Annotated in this window: 26 protein-coding genes and 1 other RNA gene; 10 read left to right on the top strand and 17 right to left on the bottom strand. The window is 66.0% G+C overall.

Going from position 1 to position 24,134, the window contains the following annotated elements:
* Window positions 1–174: 174 nt before the first annotated feature.
* The 13 genes from tolB to ssrS all read right to left on the bottom strand — a co-directional run bounded on the left by tolB (window position 175) and on the right by ssrS (window position 10,758).
* Window positions 175–1,500: a Tol-Pal system beta propeller repeat protein TolB gene (tolB, locus tag JKG68_RS14535; RefSeq protein ID WP_202060714.1), complete on the bottom strand. Its 1,326-nt coding sequence runs from the start codon at window positions 1,498–1,500 to the stop codon at window positions 175–177.
* Between the two features lie 27 nt (window positions 1,501–1,527).
* Window positions 1,528–2,649, bottom strand: coding sequence for a cell envelope integrity protein TolA (gene tolA, locus JKG68_RS14530; protein WP_202060745.1), 1,122 nt, complete (start codon window positions 2,647–2,649; stop codon window positions 1,528–1,530).
* Window positions 2,650–2,683: 34 nt separating this feature from the next.
* Window positions 2,684–3,130, bottom strand: a complete 447-nt coding sequence (locus JKG68_RS14525) for an ExbD/TolR family protein (RefSeq protein ID WP_202060712.1) — start codon at window positions 3,128–3,130, stop codon at window positions 2,684–2,686.
* 12 nt (window positions 3,131–3,142) lie between these two features.
* Entirely contained in the window at window positions 3,143–3,883 is a 741-nt protein-coding gene (tolQ, locus tag JKG68_RS14520) for a protein TolQ (RefSeq protein ID WP_202060711.1), read from the bottom strand.
* A 258-nt stretch (window positions 3,884–4,141) separates the two neighbouring features.
* Window positions 4,142–4,552 (bottom strand): tol-pal system-associated acyl-CoA thioesterase, encoded by a 411-nt coding sequence (ybgC, locus tag JKG68_RS14515; protein WP_202060743.1) that lies wholly within the window; start codon window positions 4,550–4,552, stop codon window positions 4,142–4,144.
* 169 nt (window positions 4,553–4,721) lie between these two features.
* The gene (gene ruvB, locus JKG68_RS14510) at window positions 4,722–5,768 is read right to left on the bottom strand and encodes a Holliday junction branch migration DNA helicase RuvB (protein WP_202060709.1); all 1,047 of its coding nucleotides are present in this window, start codon (window positions 5,766–5,768) and stop codon (window positions 4,722–4,724) included.
* 316 nt (window positions 5,769–6,084) lie between these two features.
* Window positions 6,085–6,702, bottom strand: coding sequence for a Holliday junction branch migration protein RuvA (gene ruvA, locus JKG68_RS14505; RefSeq protein WP_202060707.1), 618 nt, complete (start codon window positions 6,700–6,702; stop codon window positions 6,085–6,087).
* 195 nt (window positions 6,703–6,897) lie between these two features.
* The gene (ruvC, locus tag JKG68_RS14500) at window positions 6,898–7,401 is read right to left on the bottom strand and encodes a crossover junction endodeoxyribonuclease RuvC (RefSeq protein WP_202060705.1); all 504 of its coding nucleotides are present in this window, start codon (window positions 7,399–7,401) and stop codon (window positions 6,898–6,900) included.
* Between the two features lie 108 nt (window positions 7,402–7,509).
* The gene (locus JKG68_RS14495; protein ID WP_202060703.1) at window positions 7,510–8,256 is read right to left on the bottom strand and encodes a YebC/PmpR family DNA-binding transcriptional regulator; all 747 of its coding nucleotides are present in this window, start codon (window positions 8,254–8,256) and stop codon (window positions 7,510–7,512) included.
* Between the two features lie 134 nt (window positions 8,257–8,390).
* A complete protein-coding gene (locus tag JKG68_RS14490; RefSeq protein WP_202060701.1) occupies window positions 8,391–9,086 on the bottom strand; it encodes an exopolysaccharide biosynthesis protein in 696 nt (231 codons plus the stop codon).
* Window positions 9,087–9,182: 96 nt separating this feature from the next.
* Window positions 9,183–10,004, bottom strand: coding sequence for a TIGR00282 family metallophosphoesterase (locus JKG68_RS14485; protein ID WP_202060699.1), 822 nt, complete (start codon window positions 10,002–10,004; stop codon window positions 9,183–9,185).
* Between the two features lie 9 nt (window positions 10,005–10,013).
* Window positions 10,014–10,598 carry a 5-formyltetrahydrofolate cyclo-ligase gene (locus JKG68_RS14480; protein ID WP_202060692.1) on the bottom strand — a complete coding sequence of 195 codons (585 nt, stop codon included), beginning with the start codon at window positions 10,596–10,598 and terminating at the stop codon, window positions 10,014–10,016.
* Between the two features lie 4 nt (window positions 10,599–10,602).
* Window positions 10,603–10,758, bottom strand: a non-coding RNA gene (ssrS, locus tag JKG68_RS14475) — 6S RNA.
* 214 nt (window positions 10,759–10,972) lie between these two features.
* On the opposite strand from ssrS, the gene JKG68_RS14470 reads away from it, so the two are divergent.
* The gene (locus JKG68_RS14470; RefSeq protein ID WP_202060690.1) at window positions 10,973–11,257 is read left to right on the top strand and encodes a hypothetical protein; all 285 of its coding nucleotides are present in this window, start codon (window positions 10,973–10,975) and stop codon (window positions 11,255–11,257) included.
* Window positions 11,258–11,275: 18 nt separating this feature from the next.
* Here JKG68_RS14470 and JKG68_RS14465 read toward each other — a convergent pair whose 3' ends face one another.
* The 3 genes from JKG68_RS14465 to JKG68_RS14455 are packed head-to-tail and all read right to left on the bottom strand — an operon-like array spanning window position 11,276 to window position 12,887.
* On the bottom strand, window positions 11,276–12,049 hold the full coding sequence (locus JKG68_RS14465; RefSeq protein WP_202060688.1) for a GNAT family N-acetyltransferase: 774 nt from the start codon (window positions 12,047–12,049) through the stop codon (window positions 11,276–11,278).
* A gap of 56 nt (window positions 12,050–12,105) precedes the next feature.
* On the bottom strand, window positions 12,106–12,474 hold the full coding sequence (locus JKG68_RS14460; RefSeq protein ID WP_202060686.1) for a cell division protein ZapA: 369 nt from the start codon (window positions 12,472–12,474) through the stop codon (window positions 12,106–12,108).
* A gap of 2 nt (window positions 12,475–12,476) precedes the next feature.
* A complete protein-coding gene (locus JKG68_RS14455; protein WP_312890803.1) occupies window positions 12,477–12,887 on the bottom strand; it encodes a DUF4164 domain-containing protein in 411 nt (136 codons plus the stop codon).
* Window positions 12,888–13,082: 195 nt separating this feature from the next.
* Here JKG68_RS14455 and tkt point away from each other — a divergent pair, with 195 nt between their 5' ends.
* The 9 genes from tkt to JKG68_RS14410 all read left to right on the top strand — a co-directional run bounded on the left by tkt (window position 13,083) and on the right by JKG68_RS14410 (window position 23,651).
* Window positions 13,083–15,086, top strand: a complete 2,004-nt coding sequence (gene tkt / locus JKG68_RS14450) for a transketolase (RefSeq protein ID WP_202060679.1) — start codon at window positions 13,083–13,085, stop codon at window positions 15,084–15,086.
* A 44-nt stretch (window positions 15,087–15,130) separates the two neighbouring features.
* Window positions 15,131–16,138: a type I glyceraldehyde-3-phosphate dehydrogenase gene (gap, locus tag JKG68_RS14445; RefSeq protein ID WP_202060677.1), complete on the top strand. Its 1,008-nt coding sequence runs from the start codon at window positions 15,131–15,133 to the stop codon at window positions 16,136–16,138.
* 12 nt (window positions 16,139–16,150) lie between these two features.
* Complete coding sequence (locus JKG68_RS14440; RefSeq protein WP_202060672.1) at window positions 16,151–17,341, top strand: phosphoglycerate kinase; 1,191 nt, start codon at window positions 16,151–16,153, stop codon at window positions 17,339–17,341.
* Window positions 17,342–17,470: 129 nt separating this feature from the next.
* On the top strand, window positions 17,471–18,559 hold the full coding sequence (fba, locus tag JKG68_RS14435; protein WP_202060670.1) for a class II fructose-bisphosphate aldolase: 1,089 nt from the start codon (window positions 17,471–17,473) through the stop codon (window positions 18,557–18,559).
* Window positions 18,560–18,943: 384 nt separating this feature from the next.
* Window positions 18,944–19,594 (top strand): thiamine phosphate synthase, encoded by a 651-nt coding sequence (locus tag JKG68_RS14430; protein ID WP_202060668.1) that lies wholly within the window; start codon window positions 18,944–18,946, stop codon window positions 19,592–19,594.
* Window positions 19,594–20,493, top strand: a complete 900-nt coding sequence (locus JKG68_RS14425; protein ID WP_202060662.1) for a tetratricopeptide repeat protein — start codon at window positions 19,594–19,596, stop codon at window positions 20,491–20,493. Before JKG68_RS14430 ends, JKG68_RS14425 begins: the two co-directional genes overlap by 1 nt.
* A gap of 266 nt (window positions 20,494–20,759) precedes the next feature.
* Window positions 20,760–21,554 carry an inositol monophosphatase family protein gene (locus JKG68_RS14420; RefSeq protein ID WP_202060655.1) on the top strand — a complete coding sequence of 265 codons (795 nt, stop codon included), beginning with the start codon at window positions 20,760–20,762 and terminating at the stop codon, window positions 21,552–21,554.
* Between the two features lie 103 nt (window positions 21,555–21,657).
* On the top strand, window positions 21,658–22,623 hold the full coding sequence (locus JKG68_RS14415) for a flagellar motor protein MotA (RefSeq protein WP_202060653.1): 966 nt from the start codon (window positions 21,658–21,660) through the stop codon (window positions 22,621–22,623).
* A gap of 5 nt (window positions 22,624–22,628) precedes the next feature.
* Entirely contained in the window at window positions 22,629–23,651 is a 1,023-nt protein-coding gene (locus JKG68_RS14410; protein ID WP_376773151.1) for a peptidoglycan -binding protein, read from the top strand.
* A 221-nt stretch (window positions 23,652–23,872) separates the two neighbouring features.
* On the opposite strand, the gene JKG68_RS14405 is transcribed toward JKG68_RS14410, so the two are convergent.
* Entirely contained in the window at window positions 23,873–24,046 is a 174-nt protein-coding gene (locus JKG68_RS14405) for a DUF3606 domain-containing protein (RefSeq protein WP_202060649.1), read from the bottom strand.
* Window positions 24,047–24,134: the final 88 nt, after the last annotated feature.

The following is a 24,134-nucleotide window of genomic DNA, read 5'->3' as shown; positions in this document are numbered from 1 at the left end:
AGCCTGCACGTGGATTCCCTTCCCTCGCCTTCGGCTCGCCGGGGATGACAGCAGAACCACCCTCCAGTGTCATTCCCGGCCGCAGCAAAGCGAAGGGGAAGGGAATCCATCGCGCTCGACGTGAGAACGGATCGCCTTCCCGCACGCCGTGCGCCGGGGATGACAATGATTACCTTACCGCGCCTCGCTCAACAGCGGCGACCAGGTCGGGTCGGACGCGAAGGACGGGGTCGGCACGGGCTGCTCCACCCGGCCGGTGATGTCCACCATGTAGAGCTTGCCGCCCGCCTGCCCGCCGGGATCGCGGAAGAACAGGATGTACTGGCCGTTGGGCGCCCAGGTCGGGCTTTCGTTGTGGAAACCCTCCGTCAGGATGCGCTCGCCGGAGCCGTCGGGCTTCATGATGCCGATGGCGAAGCCGCCCGCATGCTGCTTGGTGAAGGCGATGTAATCGCCCCGCGGCGACCAGGCCGGCTGCGAGTAGGAGCCGTCGCCGAACGAGATGCGGCGCTGGTTCGAGCCGTCCGCGTTCATGGCGTAGATCTGCTGCTTGCCGCCGCGATCGCTCTCGAACACGATCTGGCTGCCGTCCGGCGAGAACGAGGGCGACGTGTCGATGGCGGCGGTGGAGGTCAGGCGCGTGGTGGCGCGCGAGCCCAGATCCATCATGAAGATGTTGGCGTTGCCGCCCTGCTGCAGGCTCATGACGATCCGCCGCCCATCGGGCCCGAAGCGCGGCGACGAGGCCATGTCGGGGAAGTTGCCGAGCACCTGGCGCGAGCCGGACTCCAGGTTGATCACCTGAACGCGCGGCTGCTGGCCCTCGGCCTGGGCCGAGTAGGTGATGTCCTGGGTGGCGGGCGAATAGCGCGGCGTCACCACGGAGGTGTCGCCTTGCGTCAGGTAGCGCACATTGGCGCCGTCCTGGTCCATGATGGCAAGCCGCTTGCGGCGGTTCTCCTTCGGGCCGGATTCGTCGACGAACACGATGCGCGTGTCGAAGAAGCCACCGAAGCCCGTCACCTTCGTGTAGACCGCATCCGAGATGATGTGGCCGACGCGGCGCCAGAAATTGGCGTCCGTCACATATTGCTGGCCGGCGAGCTGCTGGCCCGACTCGATGTCCCACAGGCGGAACTCGGCCTTGAGGCGCCCCGATGGATCGCGCGACACGCGGCCCGTCACAAGCGCCTGCGCGCCGGCCATCTTCCAGGCATCGAAGCGCGGCGAGGCATCGAACGACGGGCGCTCCGGAAAGCGCGCCTTGTCGAGGGGCGCGAAGTAGCCGGAGCGCTGCAGATTGCTGGCGATGATGCCGGACACCCGCTGGCCGAGATCGCCCTCGCCGGAGAAATCGGCAACGGCAATGGGCATGGGCTGGAACTGGCCGCCCGGGCCGACGCGGAACGAAAGCTGCGCATGGGCCGCGGGAGCAAGCGCCGCCATCGGCAGGACGATAGCCAGCGCGACGAGAAAACGGAAGATTAGGCGAGTGATCATGGGGTGATGTCTCAAGCTTGAAGGGCTTTAAGAGAGAGGAGGATCGAACTGGACGTTCAGGACTTTCCAGTCCGTGTAATAGGGCGCGAACTTCGCAGGGATTTCGAACTGCCGGCACTTGCGAATGGCCCTGACGGCCGCATCGGCAACGGCGCGATCCGTCGAACTGCTCCCGGCCTGAAGAACCCTTGGCTCGGTGCTGAGCGTACCGTCCTGGTTCAAGCGGATATCGAGAACCGGAGCCGTGACCTGGCCGCCCGAGGCGGCGATCGGCGCGCTGTAGCAGCGCTCGATCTGCGACACCAGGACGCCGATGAGCGCGTCGCGCAGGCTCGGAGAGAGCTTCGCGGCCGATCCCGTCGCGGTGCCGAGCGAGGCGGTCTTCTGGACCTCCGCTCCGGTCGCGCCGGTGGACTGGTTCTTTTCCTTGCTGTCGAGGAACTGCTTCAGGTCGCCCATGTCGAGCTTTTTGGCGAGCTGAGCCTCTTTCCGCGCCTTGGCTTCGGCTTCGGCCTTTTCCTTGGCCTCCGCGAGCTTCTTGGCCTCTGCCTCCACTTTCGCCTTGGCTTCGGCCTCAGCCTTCGCTTTGGCCTTTGCCTCGGCGACGCGCTTGGCCTCTGCCTCGGCTTCCGCCTTGGCTTTCGCTTCGGCCTTGGCCTTGGCTTCCGCCTCGACCTTCGCCTGCTCGGCCGCCTTCGCCTTCTCGATGGCCTCGGCTTCGGCCTTCTCGATCAGCTTCTTTTCTTCCACGGCCTTGGCCTCGGCGGCCTTTTCCTCTTGCGACTTCGTGGGCGGCGCGGGCGGCGGAGGCTGGGCCGCGACGGGCTCCTCCTTGTCGGCCACCTTCATCTCGGCCGGACGCTTCGGCGGAGCGGGGGCATCGCGCTTGTCCTCGCCGGGGTCCTTCTGCTCGGTCTTGTCGGCCACGCGCTCGGCCCGGGGCTTTTGCTGCACTGTCTTGGCGTTCGTCTCGCCCTTGGTGATCTGCGAGAGCTGGTTGTCGGTGATGATCTCGACCGGGATGCCTTCCTGCGCCTCGGGAAATTCGGCGACAGACGACAGGCCGATCATGGCAGCCGTCAGCATCGCCGCATGCGCGACGCCCGAGACCCAGAAGCCCGGCTCCGAAGTGTTGAATTTCAGCTTCAACGCCACGTCTGTTTGCCCCTTGCTCTCATCCGGCTCAGCGCTGGTCGACCTCGGTCACGAGGGCGACGCGCTTGTAGCCGGCGGTGGTCACGATGGACATCACCTGGGCGACGCGCCCGTAATCCACCCGCTTGTCGCCGCGCACGAAGATGCGCTCGTCGAAGCCGGATTTCGCGGCTTCCGCCAGCTTGCCGACGATGGCCTCGTCCGTCAGCTCGCTCTCGCCCAGAAACACCTGGCCCGTCGCCTTGATGGAGAGCGTGACCGGGGTCGCATCGGAGTTGAGCGGCGCGGCCTTGGTCTGCGGCAGGTCGAGCGGCACGCCGGCCGTCATCATGGGAGCCGCCACCATGAAGATGATGAGCAGCACCAGCATCACGTCGATGAACGGCGTCATGTTGATTTCGTTGATCGCGGCTGCCTGCCGGGCGCGCCTGCGGCGGCGCCCGCCGCCTCCTGCTGCTCCTGCGGTCATCGCCATGCCGGATCTCCCTTACGCTGCGTTCGCCGGGTGGTGACCCGCATGGCCGATGCGCTCGTCGATCTGGCGCGACAGGATGGCCGAGAACTCGTCGGCGAAGCCTTCGAGCCGCGACTGCAGCTTACCCACTTCCGATTGCAGCTTGTTGTAGGCGAGCACCGCCGGAATGGCCGCGAAGAGGCCGATGGCCGTGGCAAACAGCGCCTCCGCAATGCCGGGCGCCACCACGGCGAGGCTCGTGTTCTTGGAGGCGGCAATCGAGGTGAACGAGTTCATGATGCCGATCACCGTGCCGAAGAGGCCGATATAGGGGCCTGCCGAGCCGATGGAGGCCAGAACCGTCAGGCGGGAATTGAGCCGTTCCACCTCGCGCTGGATGGTGACGTCGAGCACCTTGTCGATGCGCTGGGGCAGGCTCTGGAACGAGCGGCCCGAGCCCTCGAAGGAGCGCTTCCACTCGCGCATGGCGGCGACGAACACGGCGGCGAGGCCCGTGGCCGGGCGGCTCTGGAGCGAGCGGAACAGCTCGTCCAGGGACTGGCCGGACCAGAACACGTCCTCGAACCGGTCCATGGCGCGCTTGGTGCGGCTGTAGAGCAGGGTCTTGTCGACGATAATGGCCCAGCACCACACGGATGCCGCGAGCAGGCCCAGCATCACCAGCTTGACGATGAAATGCGCCTGCCAGAACAGGCCAAAGAAGGACATGTCGTGCGCCACAGGAGCGGCCTGGGCCACATCAGCCGGATTCATGAATCTCGTCCTCGCTCTTCGAGCAGCCTTGGGACGGCCCAAGGCTCACCGCAGAATGGTTCTAGGAAATCTGTTCTTGTATTACTGCTCGTTCGCCCCTGAATCTGTCGAAAATAAGGGCGCGGCGTTTTACGAGGCAGATCGTCCCCGACCGTCACCTGTTAAGCACAGAGTAAGGTTAAGGTCTGGTTTAAGCGGCGCTTTTAGGCTGCAAATCGCCTGCACATCCTCGTGATGAGGCCGGCGCACCAGGGGCAGCTAGGGGCTTGGAACAGCGAGCGCAGTCCGCAGCTCGTCCGGAATGCGAACGGCGCGGCCGTCGCGGACAGCGGCGACCATCACGTCGGCCGTGACCAACACCTCGTCGCCCCGCCGGACCTCCTGCGCCAGGGTCATGGAGGCGCCGCGCATCTCCTTGGGGCGGGTCACGACCGTGAGCACGTCGTCCATGACGGCGGCTCCCCGGAAGTCGATGGTCATCTTGCGGACCACGAAGGCCAATCCGCCCATCTCTGCGTGAAGATCGGACTGCGCCACCTCGACGGCCCGCAGCAGCTCCGTGCGGCCCCGCTCCATGAAGCGCAGATAGCTGGCGTGATAGACGCGGGCCGAGAAATCCGTGTCCTCGTAATAGACGCGGATGGGGAGGATATGGGTGCCGTCCTGCATGAAGCCGGAGAGGAGGGGCCAACGTTCACCCTCCCCTTGAGGGGGAGGGTCGGAGCGCGTCAGCGCTCCAGGGTGGGGTGGCAGCACCGACGAAGGTCGCGTTTCCACCCCCTCCCGCGCCTCTGGCGCGACCTCCCCCCTCAAGGGGGAGGTGTTGGCGGCACGCCGCTCACTCATCCGCATCCCCGCCGAACAGCCCGAACTGCGCCACCGTCTCGCGGGTGGGCTCGCGCATGCCGAGATGCTTGAAGGCGTGGGGGGTGAGGATGCGCCCGCGCGGGGTGCGCTGCACGAAGCCCTTCTGGATGAGATACGGCTCGATGATGTCCTCGATGGCGTCGCGCGGCTCGGACAGGGCCGCGGCAATCGTCTCGATGCCCACGGGGCCGCCGCCGAAGGAGGTGGCGATCATGGTCAGGTACTTGCGGTCCATGAGGTCGAGGCCGATGGGGTCCACGTCGAGAAGGCGCAGGGACTTGTCCGCAAGGTCGCGGCTGACGGTCTGGACGCCTTCCACGATGGCGAAGTCCCGCACCCGGCGCAGGAGGCGGCCGGCGATGCGGGGCGTGCCGCGGGAGCGGCGGGCGATTTCGTTCGCGCCTTCGTCGCTCATGCCTAAGCCCAGCACCCTGGCGCCGCGCCTGACGATGAGCTCCAGCTCGTCGACGGTGTAGAACTCGAGCCGGATCGGGATGCCGAAGCGGTCGCGCAAGGGGGTGGTGAGCAGGCCCGCGCGGGTGGTGGCGCCGACCAGCGTGAATTTCGGCAGCTCGATCTTCACCGAGCGGGCGGCCGGGCCCTCGCCGATGATCAGGTCGAGCTGGTAATCCTCCATGGCCGGATAGAGAATTTCTTCCACGGCAGGGTTGAGGCGGTGGATCTCGTCGATGAAGAGCACGTCGCGCTCTTCGAGGTTGGTGAGCTGGGCCGCCAGATCGCCCGCCTTCGCGATCACCGGGCCGGAGGTGGAGCGGAAATTGACCCCGAGCTCCCGGGCGACGATCTGCGCCAGCGTGGTCTTGCCCAGCCCCGGAGGGCCGACGAAGAGCACATGGTCGAGAGCATCGCCCCGCGCCTTGGCGGCATTGATGAAGATCTGGAGATTGGCCCGCGCGGCCTTCTGGCCCGTGAAATCGTCGAGCGACAGCGGCCGGATCGACGCGTCGGTGTCGTCCTCGCGCTTTTCGGGGCTGAGCAGGCGGCGGGAGTCGGTCAAAGAGGCTTACCTTCCAAAGGCTTCATATAGGCGTTTCTGGTGTAATACGCCATCTTTAACAAGATCAAAACAGGAACGATTTGCCGCCCTGTCATTCCGGGCGCTCCACCAGGGCCAGGACCGGAAATCCATAGTGCTGAGGGTGTGGGTGGATCCCCTCCCCTCGCTGACGCTTGGCCTTAGGATGACAGGGTTGTGCTGCCCCGGTGTCATTCCCGGCCGCAGCGAAAGCGGAGGGGAAGGGAATCCATAGCCACAGCACGTGCAAGTGGATCCTCTTCCCGCACTTCGTGCGCCGGGGATGACAGGGAGAGGCTCACCGGGCCAATTCCCTCAAGCCCAGCCGAATGAGCGTCTTCGCCTCGGCCTCGTCCCCTGCCTGCTTCATGGCGGCGGCGACCGCAGCGGAGGCCTGGATCTGGGGATAGCCGAGATTGACGAGGGCCGAGATGGCGTCCGCCACGGGACGCGGGGCGCTGTTGTCCTCGACCGCGCCGGTGAGGCGGATGAGGGCCGGGTCCACGGCGGCGAAGGCCGGGGCCTTGTCCTTGAGTTCCGACACGATGCGCTGGGCGAGCTTGGGCCCGACGCCGGGGCCGCGGGCGACGGACGCCTTGTCGCCGGTGGCAATGGCGGTCGCGAGGGTGCCGGGATCGAGCACGGACAGGATGCCGAGCGCCACCTTGGAGCCTACGCCCTGCACGGATTGCAGCATGCGGAACCACTCGCGCTCCGAATCCGACCGGAAGCCGAAGAGGCGGATCATGTCCTCGCGCACATGGGTCTCGATGGACAGAACCGCCGCCTCGCCGGTTGCGGGCAGGTTCTGAAGGGTGCGGGAGGAGCAGTGGACCACGTAGCCGACCCCATGCACATCGAGGATCACGAAATCCTCGCCATAGGAATCCACCACGCCTTTGAGTTTGCCGATCACGTCAGTCCTTGCTCCCGAAAACCCTCCTCCCCTTGTGGGGAGGAGTTGGGGGTGCTGGCGCCAGAGCCTCATAGGCTATCGCTCACCCCCCACCCTGGCCCTCCCCGCAAGGGGAGGGAAACATGCGTTTTATTCTGCACCCGATCCCGGATCGACTCACGCCGACTGGGATGACGATTGCTGCCTTGTAACAAATCAATACATGGCCGCCAAAGCGCGCGCTTTCCGTTGGTGCGCATGGGCGATGGCGATGGCGAGCGCGTCGGCCGCGTCCGCTTTCTTGAAGTCGGCCTTCGGCAGCAGGATCTTGACCATCGCCTGCACCTGGTCCTTGTCGGCATGGCCGACGCCCACCACGGTCTTCTTCACCTGGTTGGCGCCGTATTCCGCTACCGGCAGGCCGTGCAGGGCCGGCACCAGCAGGGACATGGCGCGGGCCTGGCCGAGCTTGAGGGTCGCCTGCGCGTCCTTGTTCACGAAGGTTTCCTCAACGGAAACCTCGTCGGGCGTCCAGGTCCTGATCACGTCCGTGATCCGGTCGTGAAGCTGCTTGAGGCGCAGGGCGAGCTCGAGGTCCCCATCCGAGGTCACGACCCCGCAAGCGACGAACGAGAGCTTCGTCCCCTCGACTGTGATGACGCCCCAGCCCGTGTTGCGCAGGCCGGGATCGAGGCCGAGGATTCGGACGCGTTCGCTCACTGTTGTTCTCCACCGTCACAGCCGCATCGGCTTACGGCCATCCACGCCATCAACGGTTAAGAAGACGTGGATGCCCGGGACGAGCCCGGGCATGACGCACAGGCAAAATCAGCCGGCCATCTTCTGCATGAGCCCCTCGGAGAGCTCGAAGTTGCCATAGACGTTCTGGACGTCGTCGTGCTCCTCCAGCGATTCCATCAGCTTCATGAGCTTCTCGCCGGTCTCGTCGTCGACGGCGACCGGGGTCTGGGGCTTCCAGACCAGCTTGGAGGCCTTGGGCTCGCCGAACTTGTCCTCGAGCGCCTTGGTCACCTCGTTGAGGGTGCCCTGGTCGCAGTAGATCTCGTGGCCGTTCTCGCCGGAAGCCACGTCGTCGGCGCCCGCATCGATGGCAGCCTCCAGCATGGTATCGGCATCGGCTGCCTCTGCGCCGAACTCGATATAGCCGACCCGGTCGAACATGAAGGAGACGGCGCCGGTTTCAGCCAGGTTGCCGCCGCTCTTGGTGAAGTAGGAGCGGATGTCGGACGCCGTGCGGTTGCGGTTGTCGGTCATGGCCTCGACGATGATGGCAGCCCCGCCCGGGCCGTAGCCCTCGTAGCGAATCTCGTCGTAGTTCTCCGCGTCGCCGCCCGAGGCCTTGTTGATGGCGCGCTGGATGTTGTCTTTGGGCATGTTCTCGGCTCGGGCCGCGAGGATCGCGGCGCGCAGGCGCGGGTTCATGTTGGGATCGGGAAGGCCCATCTTGGCCGCCACGGTAATTTCGCGGGCGAGCTTGGAGAAGACCTTGGACCGCACCGCGTCCACCTTGCCCTTGCGGTGCATGATATTCTTGAACTGTGAATGCCCGGCCATGGGGGCCTCCGGAAGGTTCGGCCGAAAGCGGCTTGGATCCCAAGCGCCCGTCAGGCCGGAGAAGTTGACGATGGGCCGCTTATAAGGCGGCGAAGGGCCTAAGGCAAAGCCCCCTCATACATGATCCGATCGATCTAGAAGCCGAGCCATCCGGGCAGGTTCTGAATGCCCGCCAGGATGAGGTGGTAGGAGGCGCCTAGCACCGTCACCGTATAGGCCAGCCCCACAAGGCCGATCAGATAGCCGACGATCAGCAGGTAGCCGTCCTCCTCCATGATGGCGATGGAGGCGATGACGAGGGCAATGGAGGGCGGGAAGTTGGTTCCGGGGAAGGGGATCAGCACGGACACGGCCGCCAAGAAGGCGAAAAGCCCCACCACCCGGTCGCCGATGGGGCCGAAGAGCGGCAGCAGCCGGGGCTTGCAGTAGCTCTCGAGCTTCTGGAGCCTGGGTTCGGCAATGTCGATAAGGCGCTTGAACTTCGCGACCGAGACCGTCTGCCTCAGAATGAAGCCCGGGAGCCAGGGCCGCTTATGGCCCAGCATCATCTGGATGCCGAAGATGAGGACCGGGGTGCCGACGATGCCGGCGATGCCCGGGATGTTCGGCACGCAATTGGGCAGGGAGAACAGGATCAGCACGAAGCCGAAGGCGCGCTCGCCGAAGGCCTCGATGATTTCCTGGATGGAGATCGTCTCGCCCTTGGCCTCGTCGATCACGGCGCGCAGGACGGCGGAGGCGCTCTGGTGCTCGTGGGCCCGGTGGAACTCGCTTTCCTGGCGATAGACGTTGATCCTGCCGGTCCTGGTCGTCTTCGTGTCTGCGTCCACCGATCACCTCCGTGCCGGGAGAGATGGGAACGGCGACGCTCCACGCCAAGGGACCGTCGCCCTCCCCCCTTCTGCGGGAGAGGGAAGAAGCCGCCCTCAATCCCAGAAGCGCGGCCAGGTCTCTTCCAGGTTCGGCCCGAGGCGAACCGCCGCCACACGCACCGCGAGCCCGGTGCGGTCGTCGGTCTCGACGGCGATGCCGCAGAGCGTGCCCTCGCCCAGGCCCGGCTCCATGCGGGGGCCCGGGGTCTTCTGGAGGAAGCGGCGGATCGACTCCTCCTTCTGCATGCCGAGCACGGAATCGTAATCGCCGCACATGCCCGCATCCGACAGATAGGCCGTGCCGCCCGGCAGAACCCGGTGATCGGCGGTGGGCACATGGGTGTGGGTGCCGACCACGAGGCTCGCCCGCCCGTCGAGGTGGTGGCCCATGGCCTGCTTCTCGCTGGTCGCCTCCGCGTGAACGTCGACGATCACCGCATCCGCCACCTGGCCCAGGGGGCAGGTCTCGAGCTCCCGGTCGACGGCAGCAAACGGATCGTCGAGCGGGTCCATGTAGAGGCGGCCCATGACGTTGACGACGAGGACCCGGTGGCCCGAGCGGGTGTCGATGAGGTTCGCGCCCCGGCCCGGCGTGCCCGACGGGTAGTTCACGGGGCGGATCAGCCTGGGCTGCCGCTCGATGAACACGAGGGTCTCGCGCTGATCCCAGGTGTGATTGCCGAGCGTGATCGCATCGGCGCCGGCGGCCAGGATCTCGTCGCAGATGGCTTCGTTGATGCCGAAGCCCCCGGCGGAGTTCTCGCCGTTGATCACCACGCAATCGAGCCGCCAGCGGTCGCGAAGCCCGGGCAGGCGCTCGATCACCGCATTGCGGCCGGGCCGCCCGACGATGTCGCCGAGGAAGAGAAGACGCATGACAGTTCCCTATGCGGGTTTGGTCCGAATGAGTTCGGCTTCGGTGATGATAACGTCGAGCATCCGGTCATGGGACTCGATCGGAACCTCTTCGATCTCCTGAACCGCATAAGCCAGGCCGATGGTCAAGACGGGATGCTGCGCTTCGAGCGCCGCGATGGCCCGGTCGAAGTGCCCCTTGCCGTAGCCGATGCGCCCGCCCCTGCGGTCGAAGGCCACGAGGGGAACGAGCAGCGCCTTGGGGAAAACCTCCGGGGCGTCGGGCCCGGGCTCGCGCACGCCGAAGCCGCCCTTGACCAGCACGTCGCCGGGCTGCCAGAGGCGCCAGCTCAAATGGGGGTGGAGGATCTGGGAGAGGGCCACATCCTGCCCGCGCGCGAGCAGCGCTTCCAGGAGAGGGCGCGGATCGACCTCGCTGCGGATCGGCCAATAGGCTCCGACCGGATTGATGTTCTGGAGATCGGGAAGATCGAGCGCTTGAGCGGCGATGCGCCGAGCGGCTTGCTTGCGGAAGCTCTTGTCGAGCGCGTCCCGGCGCGCGAACCCCTCGCCGCGAAGCTGTTCTTTCCGTTCGGGAGGGGGGAGAGAGGTCATAAGGTGCGGAGCCACAAAAGCCGTCGGAGAAGCGATCCCGGGAACCTACAAAGTAGGTGGGCGCCGTATGTTCCGGTCCACGGACCGGGCAGGGACAGCTCCCATTGGGATCGATAAGGCCCCGGGGAATATGAACTCCTAACGCGCCCCGCAGCCCCGCCCTTCCTATGTAGGGACGATGGAGGCCGGTTGGAAGAGGGAAAATCGACTGGGGATCGATATCTTCATCGCCGGACGGGCACAGCTTTGTCTCCAGAGAGGTACCGATAGCGGATTAAGGGGAAGTACCTGCGGATGTTTACGGAATGGCTCAACTGGCGGTTTGGTTCTCAAATGGTCCGGTAGGGGATGCGTCATCGATCATCGGAGGAAACATGACCCATCTGAAGCACGATAACGACGAAAAACTTCATCGGAGCGACTACCCGGATACGTCGAGCATCGACGCCATGATGCGGGAGGTGCTGCACATGCTGGGAAACATCGATTTCGCGCATGACGTGGAGCTGGAAAAGATCGAAAAGAACGGCACCGACCAGACGCTCAAGACATCTCTCAAGCGAAAGATCGTGGCGGCGCATTACGAGCGGCGCGAGCCCTATGTGGCGCTTCTGACCACGCTCCGGCAGCGCCAGCACCGGCTGTCCCACCGGATCTGAAAGCCCGCGGCCCCGCCGTCAACCGATCTGGCGCCGGTAATGATAGCGGTAGACCTCGCGGCCGAAGCCGAGCGTTTGGTAAAGAGCCACGGCAGGGGCGTTGTCGGCCACGACCGACAAGCAGGCGCCTGTTGCTCCACAGCTCCCTTGTGCCCACGCTAGCACGGTCGAGACTGCCTTGCGAGCCAAGCCCCGGCGCCTGAAGGCCGGATCGGTCACGACCGAGTTCACGCAGACGAGCCCATCGTGAACGGCCCCGTAGGCCAGGGCGCCGATTTGCCCGTCCGGGAGGCGGACAGCCGCGAAAACGGCCGAGGTGGAGAGGCTTTCCAGAATCCGTCTATGGGTTCTCCGGGCCTGATCGCTTTGGTTCTGGAGCCGAGCCAAAGTCTTGAGCCATGCGGCTCCCGGAAGACCTTCCTCCGTTTCGGCCTCAGGGGATGCCTGCGGCGGGGCCTTGTCAAAATCCGCAAAAAGAACGCGGCTCTCGTCTTCCGGCGGACCGTATCGGCGCTCGTCGAGCACGTGACTGAGACAGGGGTCGGCGGTGGACGGAACACAGACGATTGCCGGAAGTCCGTGGGAGGCATAGAGCGCCTCGCAGTACCGAAGCTTCTCGTCGAAGGGCAGCGTCCCCACGCCGATCAGGTTCACCGAGTTGGTCCGCCTGGTGTAGCCGTCGGCCAGCCGGAGCAGCCAGCCGTCGAACACCACCTCGCGCAAGGCCGGCCAGCCGTTCAGGCAGGCCTCCTCGACGCGCTTGGAGAAACGATCTTCGGGCAGGGAACTCATCCCCCTACTAGAGCAGGCGGTTTGCCATGCCGCAACAAGACAGTGTTGCGATGGCTCTAGGCCTGCCCCGCCGCATTGAGGCTGCGCGCCAGCTGCTCGATCCGCTCGGCCGCCATCTGAATGCCCTCGGCGAGCCTTGCCTCGATCCGCTCCACGCGCTCGTCCCTGGAGACGTTGATGCTGTTGAGCGCCGCCACCTCCGCTTCCAGCGCGGCAATCCGTCTTTTCGTTTCGTGCAGTTCATCGGCCTGGGCAAGGGCCGCCATGACGTGCAGGCGCAGGTCGCCGATCTCGCCGAAGGAGGCGCGCATGTCCTCGATCTTGGCGTCATAGGAGGCGGCCAAGCCTTCGAGATGCCGCTCCTCGCCCTCGGCGCAGGCCATGCGGTATGTTTTTCCGGCAATGGTGACGGTGACCTGGGGCATCCTCAACCTTCCTCCGGCTCGAACTGCCCGGCCTGGGCGAGCACGGTCTGAACCGCGCCGATGGCCTGGCGCACCCGCCGGCTGACATCGTCGGTGGCCGCCTCGAAGCGATGGAGGCGGGTGAGCGCCCCGTCGAGCTCCTCGGCGAGGCGTGCCCGGTCGTCCTGCATGAGCTGCAGCTCCGTTTCCAGGCCGCCCCGGCGCCGGTCTGCCTCCAGGCGCCTGGAGACGGAGGCCTCGAGAAGCCCCAAGGCTATGTCCAGCCGCTTCATCGCGTCGTCGAGTTTGGGCGCCATCATGCCTCCGGGAATCGCCACGAGACTAACCCATCGTGCGGAAAAGTGGACCCGGTTTTCACGGGCGTGGCCCTTCGGGTCCGCTGCAAGCCATGCGTCGTTCGGGGAAGGGAGCATCGGATCGATCCCAAAAGGGCAAATCCGCTCTTTTCAAGTCCCATGCTCAGGGCCCGGAGCCCTCTATCGGCAACGGGTCTTAAAGGGGATTACGCCACTTGGTGCCTTTGACTCGCCCCTGCCCCGTGTTAAGGAGCCCCGGCCTTTTCCAGACAGACCGCCCCTTTTCGGGCCATACGACTTGTGGATCTCGCCGTGCAAGATACCGTTTCCGCCGATCGCGTCACCCATTCCGATCTGGCGAACGCCGTGCGCGTCCTCGCCATGGACGCCGTCGAACAAGCCAAATCCGGCCATCCGGGCCTGCCCATGGGCGCCGCCGACATGGCGACCGTGCTGTTCACCAAGTTCCTGAAATACGACGCCGCCGACCCGGCCTGGCCCGACCGCGACCGGTTCATCCTTTCGGCCGGCCACGGCTCCATGCTGCTCTACGCGCTCCTGCATCTGACGGGCGTGAAGGGCATGACGGTCGAGGAGCTGAAGAACTTCCGCAAGCTCGACTCCAAGACCCCGGGCCACCCGGAAAACTTCATGACCCCGGGCGTCGAGACCACCACCGGGCCCCTCGGCCAGGGCATTGCCACGGCGGTGGGCTTCGCGCTCGCCGAGCGCATGCTGAACGCCGAGTACGGCGACGACCTCGTCGATCACCACACCTATGTGCTCGCCTCCGACGGCGACCTCATGGAGGGCATCAGCCACGAGGCCATTGCGCTCGCAGGCCACCTGAAGCTGAGCCGCCTCATCGTGCTCTGGGACGACAACGGCATCTCCATCGACGGCCCCCTGTCGCTGTCCGACTCGGTCGACCAGGTGAAGCGCTTCGAGGCCTGCGGCTGGCGGGCCGTGCGCGTGGACGGCCACGATCCGAAGGCCCTGCAGCGCGCCATCTCCCGCGCCCAGAAGTCGGACCGCCCGACCATGATCGCCTGCAAGACCACCATCGGCTACGGCGCGCCGAAGAAGGCCGGCACCTCCAAGGCCCATGGCGAGCCGCTCGGCGCCGAGGAGCTGGCCGGCGCCAAGGCTGCCTTCGGCTGGAGCCACGCGCCTTTCGAGATCCCGGACACCATCCGTGACGCCTGGGCCAAGGCCGGCAGGAAGGGCCGCCGCCAGCGCAAGGCCTGGGCCGAGCGCCTGAAGGCATTGCCTGCCGACACGCGCGCCGAGTTCGAGCGCCGCGTGAAGGGCGTGCGTCCGCAAGGATTGGCCGATGCGGTCGCCGGTCTGAAGGATCGCCTCGCGGCTGAGCCGCAGAACGTCGCCACCCGCAAGGCCAGCGAGATCGCGCTCGAGGTGATCACCGAGGCGGTGCCGGAGCTGGTGCTGGGCTCGGCGGACCTGACGCCGTCGAACAACACCAAGACCAAGAACCTCACTGCCATCTCGCCGGGCAACTTTGCAGGCCGCTACATCCATTACGGCATCCGCGAGCACGGGATGGCTGCGGCCATGAACGGCATCGCGCTCCATGGCGGCTATGTGCCGGCCGGCGCGACCTTCATGGTGTTCACCGACTATGCCCGCCCCGCCATGCGCATCGCGGCGCTCGCCGGGATCCCGGCCGTTTACGTGATGACCCACGACTCCATCGGCCTGGGAGAGGACGGCCCCACCCACCAGCCGGTGGAGCACCTGGCGGCCCTGCGCGCCATGCCGAAGATGCGCGTGTTCCGCCCGGCCGACGCCATCGAGACGGCGGAGTGCTGGCAGCTGGCCCTGGAGCGCACAGACGGCCCGACCATGCTGGCGCTCACCCGCCAGAACCTGCCGCAGGTTCGCAAGGCCGGCGGCCAGGAGAACCAGTCGGCGGCTGGCGCCTACGAGCTGTCCCCGGCGAACGGAAAGGCCCGCGCCACGATCTTTGCTTCGGGCTCCGAAGTCGAGATCGCCCTGGCGGCCCAGAAAATTCTGGATGAACAAAGCTTCGCCGTTCGCGTTGTATCGGTGCCCTCGCTCGACCTCTTCATGGCTCAGCCCGAGAAAGTTCGTGCCCGCATCATCGGCGATGCGCCGATCAAGGTTGCGGTGGAGGCGGCCGTTCGTTTCGGCTGGGACTCGATCATCGGCTCGGACGGAATTTTCGTCGGCATGCATGGGTTTGGGGCGAGCGCGCCCTACAAGGACCTTTACAAGCACTTCGGCATCACCGCCGAAGCCGTGGCCGAGAAGGTTCTCAGGACACATAATCTGTAAGGCGAGAGAAACCTTTAGCCTTATCTTACAAGGGAGCTAAGACTATGACGGTGAAGGTCGCGATCAACGGGTTCGGTCGCATCGGGCGCAACATCCTCCGTGCCATCGTGGAAAGCGGCCGCACGGACATCCAGGTGGTGGCCATCAACGATCTCGGCCCGGTCGAAACGAACGCCCATCTGCTTCGCTACGACTCCGTCCATGGCCGCTTCCCCAGCGACGTGCAGGTCGACGGCGAGTTCATCGTCGTCAACGGCCAGCGCATCCGCGTCACCGCCATCAAGGATCCGGCGACCCTTCCTCACAAGGAGATGGGCGTCGACATCGCGATGGAGTGCACCGGCATCTTCACGTCCAAGGACAAGGCCTCGGCGCATCTCACCGCCGGCGCCAAGCGGGTCATCGTCTCGGCCCCGGCCGACGGCGCGGATCTCACCGTCGTCTACGGCGTCAACCACGACCAGCTGACGAAGGATCACATCGTCATCTCGAATGCCTCGTGCACCACGAACGCTCTCGCGCCGGTCGCCAAGGTGCTCAACGACGCCGTGGGCATCGAGAAGGGCTTCATGACCACGATCCACTCCTACACCAACGATCAGCCGTCGCTCGACCAGATGCACAAGGACATGTACCGCGCCCGCGCGGCCGCCCTGTCCATGATCCCGACCTCGACGGGCGCCGCCAAGGCCGTGGGCCTCGTGCTGCCGGAGCTCAACGGCAAGCTCGACGGCGTTTCGATCCGCGTGCCGACCCCGAACGTCTCGGTGATCGACTTCAAGTTCATCGCCCGCAAGGCCACCACGAAGGAAGAGATCAACGCGGCGATCACGGCCGCCGCCGAGCAGCAGCTCAAGGGCGTGCTGGCCTACACCAACGAGCCGAACGTCTCCATCGACTTCAACCACAACCCGGCCTCGTCCACCTTCCACATGGACCAGACCAAGGTGATGGACGGCAACCTCGTGCGCGTCATGTCGTGGTACGACAACGAGTGGGGCTTCTCGAACCGCATGGCGGACACCGCCGTCGCCATGGCGAAGCTCATCTAAGGGAGGCTGCCAGTGACCGCCTTCCGCACGCTCGACCAAGCCGACGTCAAGGGACAACGCGTTCTCGTCCGGGTGGACCTCAACGTGCCCATGGAGAACGGCCGGATCACGGATGCGACGCGCATCGAGCGCGTCCTTCCCACCATCCGGGAAATCGCCGACAAGGGCGGGAGGGTGATCCTTCTCGCTCATTTCGGACGCCCGAAGGGCCGCGATCCGAAGGAATCCCTGAAGCCGGTTGCGGAAGCGGTCGCCAGCCACCTCGGCAAACCCGTGGCCTTCGCCGATGACTGCATCGGCGAGGCCGCGAGCCAAGCCGTCAACGCCCTGAAGGACGGCGACGTGCTGCTTCTCGAAAACACCCGCTTCCATGCGGGCGAGGAGAAGAACGATCCGGCCTTCGTCCAGGAACTGGCCAAGCTCGGCGACCTTTATGTGAACGACGCCTTCTCGGCGGCGCACCGGGCGCATGCCTCCACCGAGGGCCTCGCCCGCGCGCTGCCGGGTTACGCCGGCCGCTCCATGCAGGCGGAGCTCGACGCCCTCACCAAGGGCCTGGAGGCGCCGAAGCGCCCGGTGGTCGCCATCGTGGGCGGCGCCAAGGTCTCGACCAAGATCGACCTGCTCGAAAACCTCGTCGCCAAGGTCGATGCGCTGGTGATCGGCGGCGGCATGGCCAATACCTTCGTTCACGCTGCGGGCCTCGGCGTGGGCAAGTCGCTCGCCGAGAAGGATCTGGCGGCAACCGCCATGCGCATCATCGAGAAGGCGCGCGATGCCAACTGCGCCATCATCCTGCCGGTCGACGGCGTCTGCGCCTACGAGTTCAAGGCCGGTGCCGTCAACCACACCTACGGCATCGACGCGATCCCCGAGGACCAGATGATCCTCGATGTGGGCTCGCAGTCCATCGAGCGCATCCAGGCCGCCATCAACGACGCCGCAACGGTGGTGTGGAACGGCCCCCTCGGCGCCTTCGAGATCGCTCCCTTCGACCAGGGCACGGTGGCGGCCGCGCGTCACGCGGCCCAGCGCACCCGGGAGGGCAAGCTCGTGTCGGTCGCCGGCGGCGGCGACACGGTCGCGGCCCTCAACCACGCCGGTGTGGCGGACAGCTTCACCTATGTGTCGACGGCCGGCGGCGCCTTCCTCGAATGGCTGGAAGGCAAGTCGCTCCCCGGCGTGGAAGCCCTGAGAGCCTGAGCCTTGGCCTTAAGCAAAGTGGGTACCCACTTTGCCAGGGCGAAACGTGGCCTAGATGGCTTAACGAGAGGCTTAAGCTGAGGTTCAGCTTCTGCGCTGTTTAAAAGCAAAACCAAGACGGAGGACTAAATGGCCCGCATTACCATGAGGCAGCTTCTGGATCACGCAGCCGAGCAAGGCTACGGCGTGCCTGCCTTCAACATCAACAACATGGAGCAGGCGCTCGCGATCATGGCGGCGGCCAGCGAGGTCGATGCGCCGGTGATCATTCAGGCAAGCCGCGGCGCGCGCTCCTATGCCAACGACGTCATGCTCAAGCACATGATGGATGCGGTCACCGAAATCTATCCGCAGATCCCGGTCTGCGTGCACCTCGACCACGGCAACGAGCCCGCCACCTGCATGACGGCGATCCAGGCCGGCTTCACCTCGGTGATGATGGACGGCTCGCTCAAGGCCGACGGCAAGACCCCGGGCGACTGGGACTACAATGTGGGCGTCACCAAGAAGGTGGTCGAGATGGCTCATCTCGGCGGCATCTCGGTGGAGGGCGAACTCGGCGTGCTGGGCTCCCTGGAAACCGGCGAAGGCGAGGCCGAGGACGGCCACGGCGCCGAGGGCAAGCTCTCCCACGACCAGCTGCTGACGAACCCGGACGAGGCCGTGAAGTTCGTGGCCGAGACCAAGGTCGACGCGCTCGCCATCGCCATGGGCACCTCTCACGGCGCCTACAAGTTCACCCGCAAGCCCGACGGCGCGATCCTCGCGATGCACATCATCGAGGAGATCCACCAGAAGCTGCCGAACACCCATCTGGTGATGCACGGCTCGTCCTCGGTGCCGCAGGACCTGCAGGACATCATCAACCAGTATGGCGGCCAGATGAAGCCCACCTGGGGCGTGCCGGTTGAGGAGATCCAGCGCGGCATCAAGCACGGCGTGCGCAAGATCAACATCGACACCGACAACCGCATGGCCATGACCGGCCAGATCCGCAAGGTTCTGAGCGAGAACCCGGGCGAGTTCGACCCGCGCAAGTACCTGAAGCCCGCCATGGACGCGATGACCAAGCTCTGCAAGCAGCGCCTGCAGGAGTTCAACACCGCAGGCCAGGCCTCGAAGATCAAGCGGGTTTATACGCTGGCCGAGATGGCCAAGCGCTACGCCTCCGGCGAGCTCGACCCGACCTTCGGCGCCAACCGGCAGGCGGCTGAGTAAAGCAGAGCCTCCAACCTTCGACGAACCCACTACGTCATCACCGGCCTCGTGCCGGTGATCTCGTTTTAGGGAGGCACCGCGCCACTCCCATCAGGATGGCCGGCGCAAGGCCGGTTATGGCCCGAAGGGTGTCATCCCCGGCGGCCCCGCAGGACCGGGAAGGGGATCCATTCCCACACACGGCAGCCGTGGTTTCCCTTCGCCTTCGCTTCGGCCGGGAATGACACCGAGATGAGCCTCACCCTGCCCACAAGGGGAAGGGAGCCGGGCGGCATCGCCCGATCTGGCTTTCGCCTTAATCATGATCGACAAGCGGGGCCTCGCAAGATGGCCCCGTTTTCGTTATGGGAACGGTGTCTTTCCTTATTGTGTGACCTGTGACCCATGGCCGATACCGCCGCCCGCCTCTACCTCATCACCCCCGTTCTGGAGGATGCCTCCTTCGCCCCGCAGCTGGCCGAGGCCTGCGCGACCGGCGCCGTCGCGGCTGTCCTGCTGCGGCTGGCCCCGGCCGACGAGCGCACCCTGATCAATCAGGTGAAGGCCCTCGGGCCTGCCGCCCAGGACAATGGAGCGGCCCTGATCATCACCACGGACGGCAAGGCGGACCTGGCGACCGTTGCGGCCCGTGCCGGAGCCGACGGGGTCCACATCCAGGGCGATCCCGGCCTGGTGCGTGAATGGCGGGAGCGCCTGAAGTCCGAGCGCGCCATCGGCGTGGGCGGCATCCGCACCAAGGACGATGCCATGACCCTCGGCGAGGCCGGCGTCGATTACCTGCTCTTCGGCGAGCCGCGGCGGGACGGCTCCCTGCCCTCCCTAGAGAGCGTGGCCGAGCGCGTGGCCTGGTGGGCCGAGATCTTCGAGACGCCCTGCGTGGCCTACGCCCCGGCCCTTGAGGCCGTCGAAACCCTGGCGGCCACGCATGCGGAGTTCGTGGCCCTTGGCGATGCGGTCTGGTCCCACCCCGATGGCGCGGCCGCCGGCGTCAAGGCTGCAGCCGATATTCTCGCCCGGCAGGAGGCCTCGCGCTGATGCGTCTCTCTTGCCTCCTCGGCGGCGCTCTCCTCCTGGCATCCGCCACCTTTTCCCACGCGGCCGAGCCCGACATGGCCTATGGGGCCTATCAGCGTGGCCTGTACATGACGGCCTTCCGGGAGGCGACGCTCCGGCTGGAGAAGAACAACAGCGATGCCGCCGCCATGACGCTCCTGGGCGAGCTCTACAATCAGGGGCTTGGCGTCGCGGCCGATCCGAAAAAGGCCTCCGAATGGTACCGGCTGGCGGCGCAGCGGGGCGATGCCAACGCGCTGGCATCGCTTGGCCTCATGGCGCTCGACGGGCGGGGCATGGCGAAGAACCAGGCCCAAGGAAGGGCTTGGCTGGAAGAAGCAGCAGCCAAGGGCAATCCGCTGGCCAGCCACAACCTTGCCCTGCTCCTTCTCACCAGCAACGCGGATGCGGATCTGCAGAAGGCTGTCGACCTCCTGAAGAAGGCTGCGGAAGCGGAAATCCCCGATGCCCAGCATGCCCTCGGCGTGCTCTACCTCAAGGGCCGGGGCGTGGCTCGCGACCCTGCGGCTGCGGCCCGCCTGTTCGAGCGGGCCGCCCGGAACGGCAGCTCCGTGGGCGAGGTGGAATACGCCATCCTGCTCTTCAACGGCGAAGGCGTTGCGGCAAGCGAATCCCAGGCCGCCCGCTCCTTTCGCCGGGCCGCGGCCAAAGGCAATGCCATCGCCCAGAACCGCCTGGCGCGGCTCCTGGTGGCGGGCCGGGGCGTTCCCGTCAACAAGGTCGATGCCGCAGCCTGGCATATCCTGGCCGCCGCCCAGGGCTTGAACGATCCCTGGCTCGACAACGCCCTCAAGGACCTGAACGCCGACGAGCGCACCCGCGCGGAGCGCCTCGCGGCGGAGCGCCTCGGCATGCGCTGAAGCTTGCTCCTGCCGTCATCATCGGCCTTGTGCCGGCGATCTCGATCGGTGAAGCGCATTGCTTGTCATATTCGGGATGGCCGGGACAAGCCCGGTTATGACGTGGAGCCCAGCCATGACGCGGAGCGCCAGACCAACCACCTAAAATCACCCGGCACGGGATCAATTGGGCCGCCCGTCCGGTTATCCACCGCTTGACGACAACCCTCCCGTGGTCCATCGACCACATTCCTTTTGCACCCGCTCTTTGCCAGGACCTGCCCACGATGATCCGCTCGCCCCTCATGACCGTCATGACCGATGCCGTGATGAAGGCTTCGCGCTCCCTCAAGCGCGATTTCGGCGAGGTCGAGAACCTGCAGGTCTCCCGGAAAGGCCCCGGCGACTTCGTCTCGGCCGCCGACCGCAAGGCGGAAAAGATCCTGCGCGAGGCGCTGGAGAAGGCCCGTCCCGGCTACGGCCTCGTCATGGAGGAAGAAGGCGTGGTCGAGGGCACGGACACGAGCCACCGCTGGCACATCGATCCGCTGGACGGCACCACGAACTTCCTGCACGGCCTGCCGCAGTTCGCCATCTCGGTCGGCCTGGAGCGCGACGGCCAGATCGTGGCCGGCGTGATCTACGATCCGGCCAAGGACGAGTTGTTCATCGCCGAGCGCGGCAAGGGCGCCTACCTGAACAACCGCCGCATCCGCGTGGCCGCCCGCAACGACTTGGCGGATGCGGTGGTGGGCTGCGGCCTGCCGCATATCGGCCGGGGCGATCACGGCCTTTTCCTGCGCGAGACGGCAGCCGTGATGGGCAATGTGGGCGGCATGCGCCGCTTCGGCGCAGCGTCCCTGGATCTCGCCTATGTGGCCTGCGGACGCTTCGATGCTTATTGGGAGCGGGGGCTCAACTCCTGGGACATCGCCGCCGGCATCCTCATGATCCGCGAGGCGGGCGGCTTCATCTCCGACGCCGACGGCGGCAGCGACCCCCTCACAAAGGGCTCGGTCGCCTGCGGCAACGAGATCATGCACCGCGAGCTCCTGCGGCTCCTGAAGAAGGCGAAAGGCTGATATTTCTGTTCGTGCAGACGCGGGAACCCATGGTCGCGCTTGATCCCCAGGACCAGCGCGGTCACATTAGCGCAGTCCCGAAGCACGAATGCACAGGATAACGATGGCGGATCAACCCCTTACCCCACCGCGGATCTATCTCATCCGCATGGCGGTCTTTTTGATTCTGGCAGGGTTTGTCGCCTTCATTCTCTACCGGCAGATCTGGGAAGCCTTCCAAGCCAATCCGGGCCTCAATGCCCTGATCCTGGGCGTGATGGCGATCGGAATCGTGCTCGCGATCCGTCAAGTCTGGCGCCTTCGCCCCGAGGTCCGCTGGGTCAACACCTTCCGCCAGAACGAAGAGGGGCTCGTCGCCCCCACCCCGCCAGTGCTGCTCGCCCCCATGGCCACCCTGATGGGCAACCGGCCCAGCGAAGCCGCGCTTTCGGTCGCCGCCACCCGCTCGCTGCTCGATTCCATCGGCGCCCGCCTCGACGAGAGCCGCGAGATCGTGCGCTATCTCGCCGGCCTCCTGGTTTTCCTAGGGCTGCTCGGCACCTTCTGGGGCCTCATCGACACCGTGGGCTCGGTCGGGCGCATCATCTCGTCCTTGAGAACGGGCCAGGATTCGGCGGTTCTGTTCGACGAGCTGAAGAACTCGCTCGCCGGCCCTCTCCAGGGCATGGGCCTGTCCTTCTCCGCCTCGCTCTTCGGCCTCGCAGGCTCCCTCGTCCTCGGCTTCCTCGACCTTCAGGCCGGCCAGGCCCAGAGCCGCTTCTACACGGAGCTGGAGGATTGGCTGGCGATGTCCACCATGGACACGCCCGCTGCCGACGCGCCGGTTCGGGCGGGCACCCCACAGGACCTGACCCTCGCGCTGAACCGGCTGACGGCCGCCGTCAACGACGGCGGGGGCGGCCGGGCCGCCACGCAGGCCATGGCCAACTTGGCCGAGGGCGTGCAGGGCCTCGTCCAGCACATGCGGGCGGAGCAGCAGATGATCCGCGACTGGGTGGAGGCTCAGGCCGCCCGCGAGAAGGAGCTGAAGCAGGTGCTCGACCGCATTTCCCGTGAAAGGCTGCCCTGATGCCCATGTCGAGCACAGGCGGACGCCGGCGCGGGGGGCGAAGCCAGCTCAACTACTGGCCCGGCTTCGTGGACGCCCTGTCCACCCTGCTTCTGGCCATCATCTTCCTGATCTCGGTGTTCACGGTCGGTCAGTTCTTCCTGTCCCGCGAATTGTCGGGCCGCGATACGGTTCTCGACCGCCTGAACCGCCAGATCGCCGAGCTTACCGACCTCCTGTCGCTCGAGCGCTCTGGCCGGCGCACCATCGAAGACACGGTGATCTCGCTCCAGACCACGCTCAGGGCCAACGAGGCCGAGCGGGCGCGCCTGCAGGCGCTCCTGGAGAGCGGCGGCGCCGCTCAAGACCAGGCCCAGCAGCTCAACACGCAGCTTGAAGGCGAGCGTCAGGCCACGGGCCGGGCGCTGAGCCAGGTGGAGATCCTCAACCAGCAGATCGCCGCCATGCGCCGCCAGCTGGCGGCGCTGGAAGAGGCGCTTGCGGCCTCCGAGAATCGGGACAAGGAAAGTCAGGCCCGCATCGCCGATCTCGGCAGCCGCCTCAACGTGGCGCTCGCCCAGCGGGTGCAGGAACTGGCCCGCTACCGCTCCGACTTCTTCGGCCGCCTGCGCCAGATTCTCGGCAACCGCCCCGACGTGCGCATCGTGGGCGACCGCTTCGTCTTCCAGTCCGAGGTGCTCTTCCCCGGTGGGCAAGCGATCCTGCGCCCGGAGGCATCGGGCGAGATCGACCGGATCGCCAGCGCCCTGATGGAACTGGAGCGGCAGGTGCCGCCGGACATCCCCTGGGTCATTCGCGTCGACGGGCATACCGACCAGCGACCCATCGCGACCTCGCAATTTCCGTCAAACTGGGCCCTGTCGTCGGCCCGCGCCATTGCCGTGGTGCAGGCTCTCGTCGCCCGAGGCGTCAAGCCCCAGCACCTGGTCGCCGCCGGCTTCGGCGAGTTCCAGCCCCTCGACAACGGCACCACGGAAGAGGCCTATGCCCGCAACCGGCGTATCGAGCTTAAATTGACGGAGCGGTGAGGAATACAGCTCGCGAGAGCTCAATCTCATGGCTCAGGCGTTGCCTGATGTGATCCGCCGCTTGATCTGGCTGATCCTGTTCGTAGGAATCTGCCTCGGCCCTACGCTCCTTGATTGAACGAATGGCTAAGCAAATGCGGTTGCGCGGGAGGTCACGTCCCGATCAAGTTTGACGCTGACATAGCCACTGGAAAAGGTCGCTAAGCGACCAACCTGTCACGTCAGTTTTTCCCCAACGCCTGCGCGACATCATGAACCTGATCGCCGACGCGTCGGATGGCTTCCACCACCTGCTGGCGTGGGACGTTCCATCGGTCGGACCAATACTGAAGGTCCCATGGCTCACGGATGTTGATGCGGGGACAGTCCCGCGGATGCCTCTTGCTGACGACCATGCGCACCCTCCCGGCTGGTCTGAGGCGCCCCTGTCGATCTTGCTGCAAGGGGCATCCAATCAGATGGAAGTCCCAACGTCAAAGTCAG

Source organism: Microvirga aerilata (assembly GCF_016743775.1).
Classification (GTDB): domain Bacteria; phylum Pseudomonadota; class Alphaproteobacteria; order Rhizobiales; family Beijerinckiaceae; genus Microvirga; species Microvirga aerilata.
The sequence above is the reverse complement of the archived record's forward strand: the minus strand, read 5'-3'. Positions and strand labels throughout refer to the sequence as shown.

Bases quoted from the DNA above. Each gene is read 5' to 3' on its own strand.
- JKG68_RS14430 (WP_202060668.1), top strand. From the start codon at position 18,944: ATGGCCGATACCGCCGCCCGCCTCTACCTCATCACCCCCGTTCTGGAG.
- JKG68_RS14480 (WP_202060692.1), bottom strand. From the start codon at position 10,598: ATGACCTCTCTCCCCCCTCCCGAACGGAAAGAACAGCTTCGCGGCGAG.
- JKG68_RS14460 (WP_202060686.1), bottom strand. From the start codon at position 12,474: ATGCCCCAGGTCACCGTCACCATTGCCGGAAAAACATACCGCATGGCC.
- JKG68_RS14425 (WP_202060662.1), top strand. From the start codon at position 19,594: ATGCGTCTCTCTTGCCTCCTCGGCGGCGCTCTCCTCCTGGCATCCGCC.
- JKG68_RS14415 (WP_202060653.1), top strand. From the start codon at position 21,658: ATGGCGGATCAACCCCTTACCCCACCGCGGATCTATCTCATCCGCATG.
- fba (WP_202060670.1), top strand. From the start codon at position 17,471: ATGGCCCGCATTACCATGAGGCAGCTTCTGGATCACGCAGCCGAGCAA.
- JKG68_RS14495 (WP_202060703.1), bottom strand. From the start codon at position 8,256: ATGGCCGGGCATTCACAGTTCAAGAATATCATGCACCGCAAGGGCAAG.
- JKG68_RS14420 (WP_202060655.1), top strand. From the start codon at position 20,760: ATGATCCGCTCGCCCCTCATGACCGTCATGACCGATGCCGTGATGAAG.
- JKG68_RS14525 (WP_202060712.1), bottom strand. From the start codon at position 3,130: ATGGCGATGACCGCAGGAGCAGCAGGAGGCGGCGGGCGCCGCCGCAGG.
- JKG68_RS14470 (WP_202060690.1), top strand. From the start codon at position 10,973: ATGACCCATCTGAAGCACGATAACGACGAAAAACTTCATCGGAGCGAC.
- ybgC (WP_202060743.1), bottom strand. From the start codon at position 4,552: ATGCAGGACGGCACCCATATCCTCCCCATCCGCGTCTATTACGAGGAC.
- JKG68_RS14405 (WP_202060649.1), bottom strand. From the start codon at position 24,046: ATGGTCGTCAGCAAGAGGCATCCGCGGGACTGTCCCCGCATCAACATC.
- tolB (WP_202060714.1), bottom strand. From the start codon at position 1,500: ATGATCACTCGCCTAATCTTCCGTTTTCTCGTCGCGCTGGCTATCGTC.
- gap (WP_202060677.1), top strand. From the start codon at position 15,131: ATGACGGTGAAGGTCGCGATCAACGGGTTCGGTCGCATCGGGCGCAAC.
- JKG68_RS14455 (WP_312890803.1), bottom strand. From the start codon at position 12,887: ATGCTCCCTTCCCCGAACGACGCATGGCTTGCAGCGGACCCGAAGGGC.
- JKG68_RS14485 (WP_202060699.1), bottom strand. From the start codon at position 10,004: ATGCGTCTTCTCTTCCTCGGCGACATCGTCGGGCGGCCCGGCCGCAAT.
- JKG68_RS14410 (WP_376773151.1), top strand. From the start codon at position 22,629: ATGTCGAGCACAGGCGGACGCCGGCGCGGGGGGCGAAGCCAGCTCAAC.
- JKG68_RS14465 (WP_202060688.1), bottom strand. From the start codon at position 12,049: ATGAGTTCCCTGCCCGAAGATCGTTTCTCCAAGCGCGTCGAGGAGGCC.
- tolQ (WP_202060711.1), bottom strand. From the start codon at position 3,883: ATGAATCCGGCTGATGTGGCCCAGGCCGCTCCTGTGGCGCACGACATG.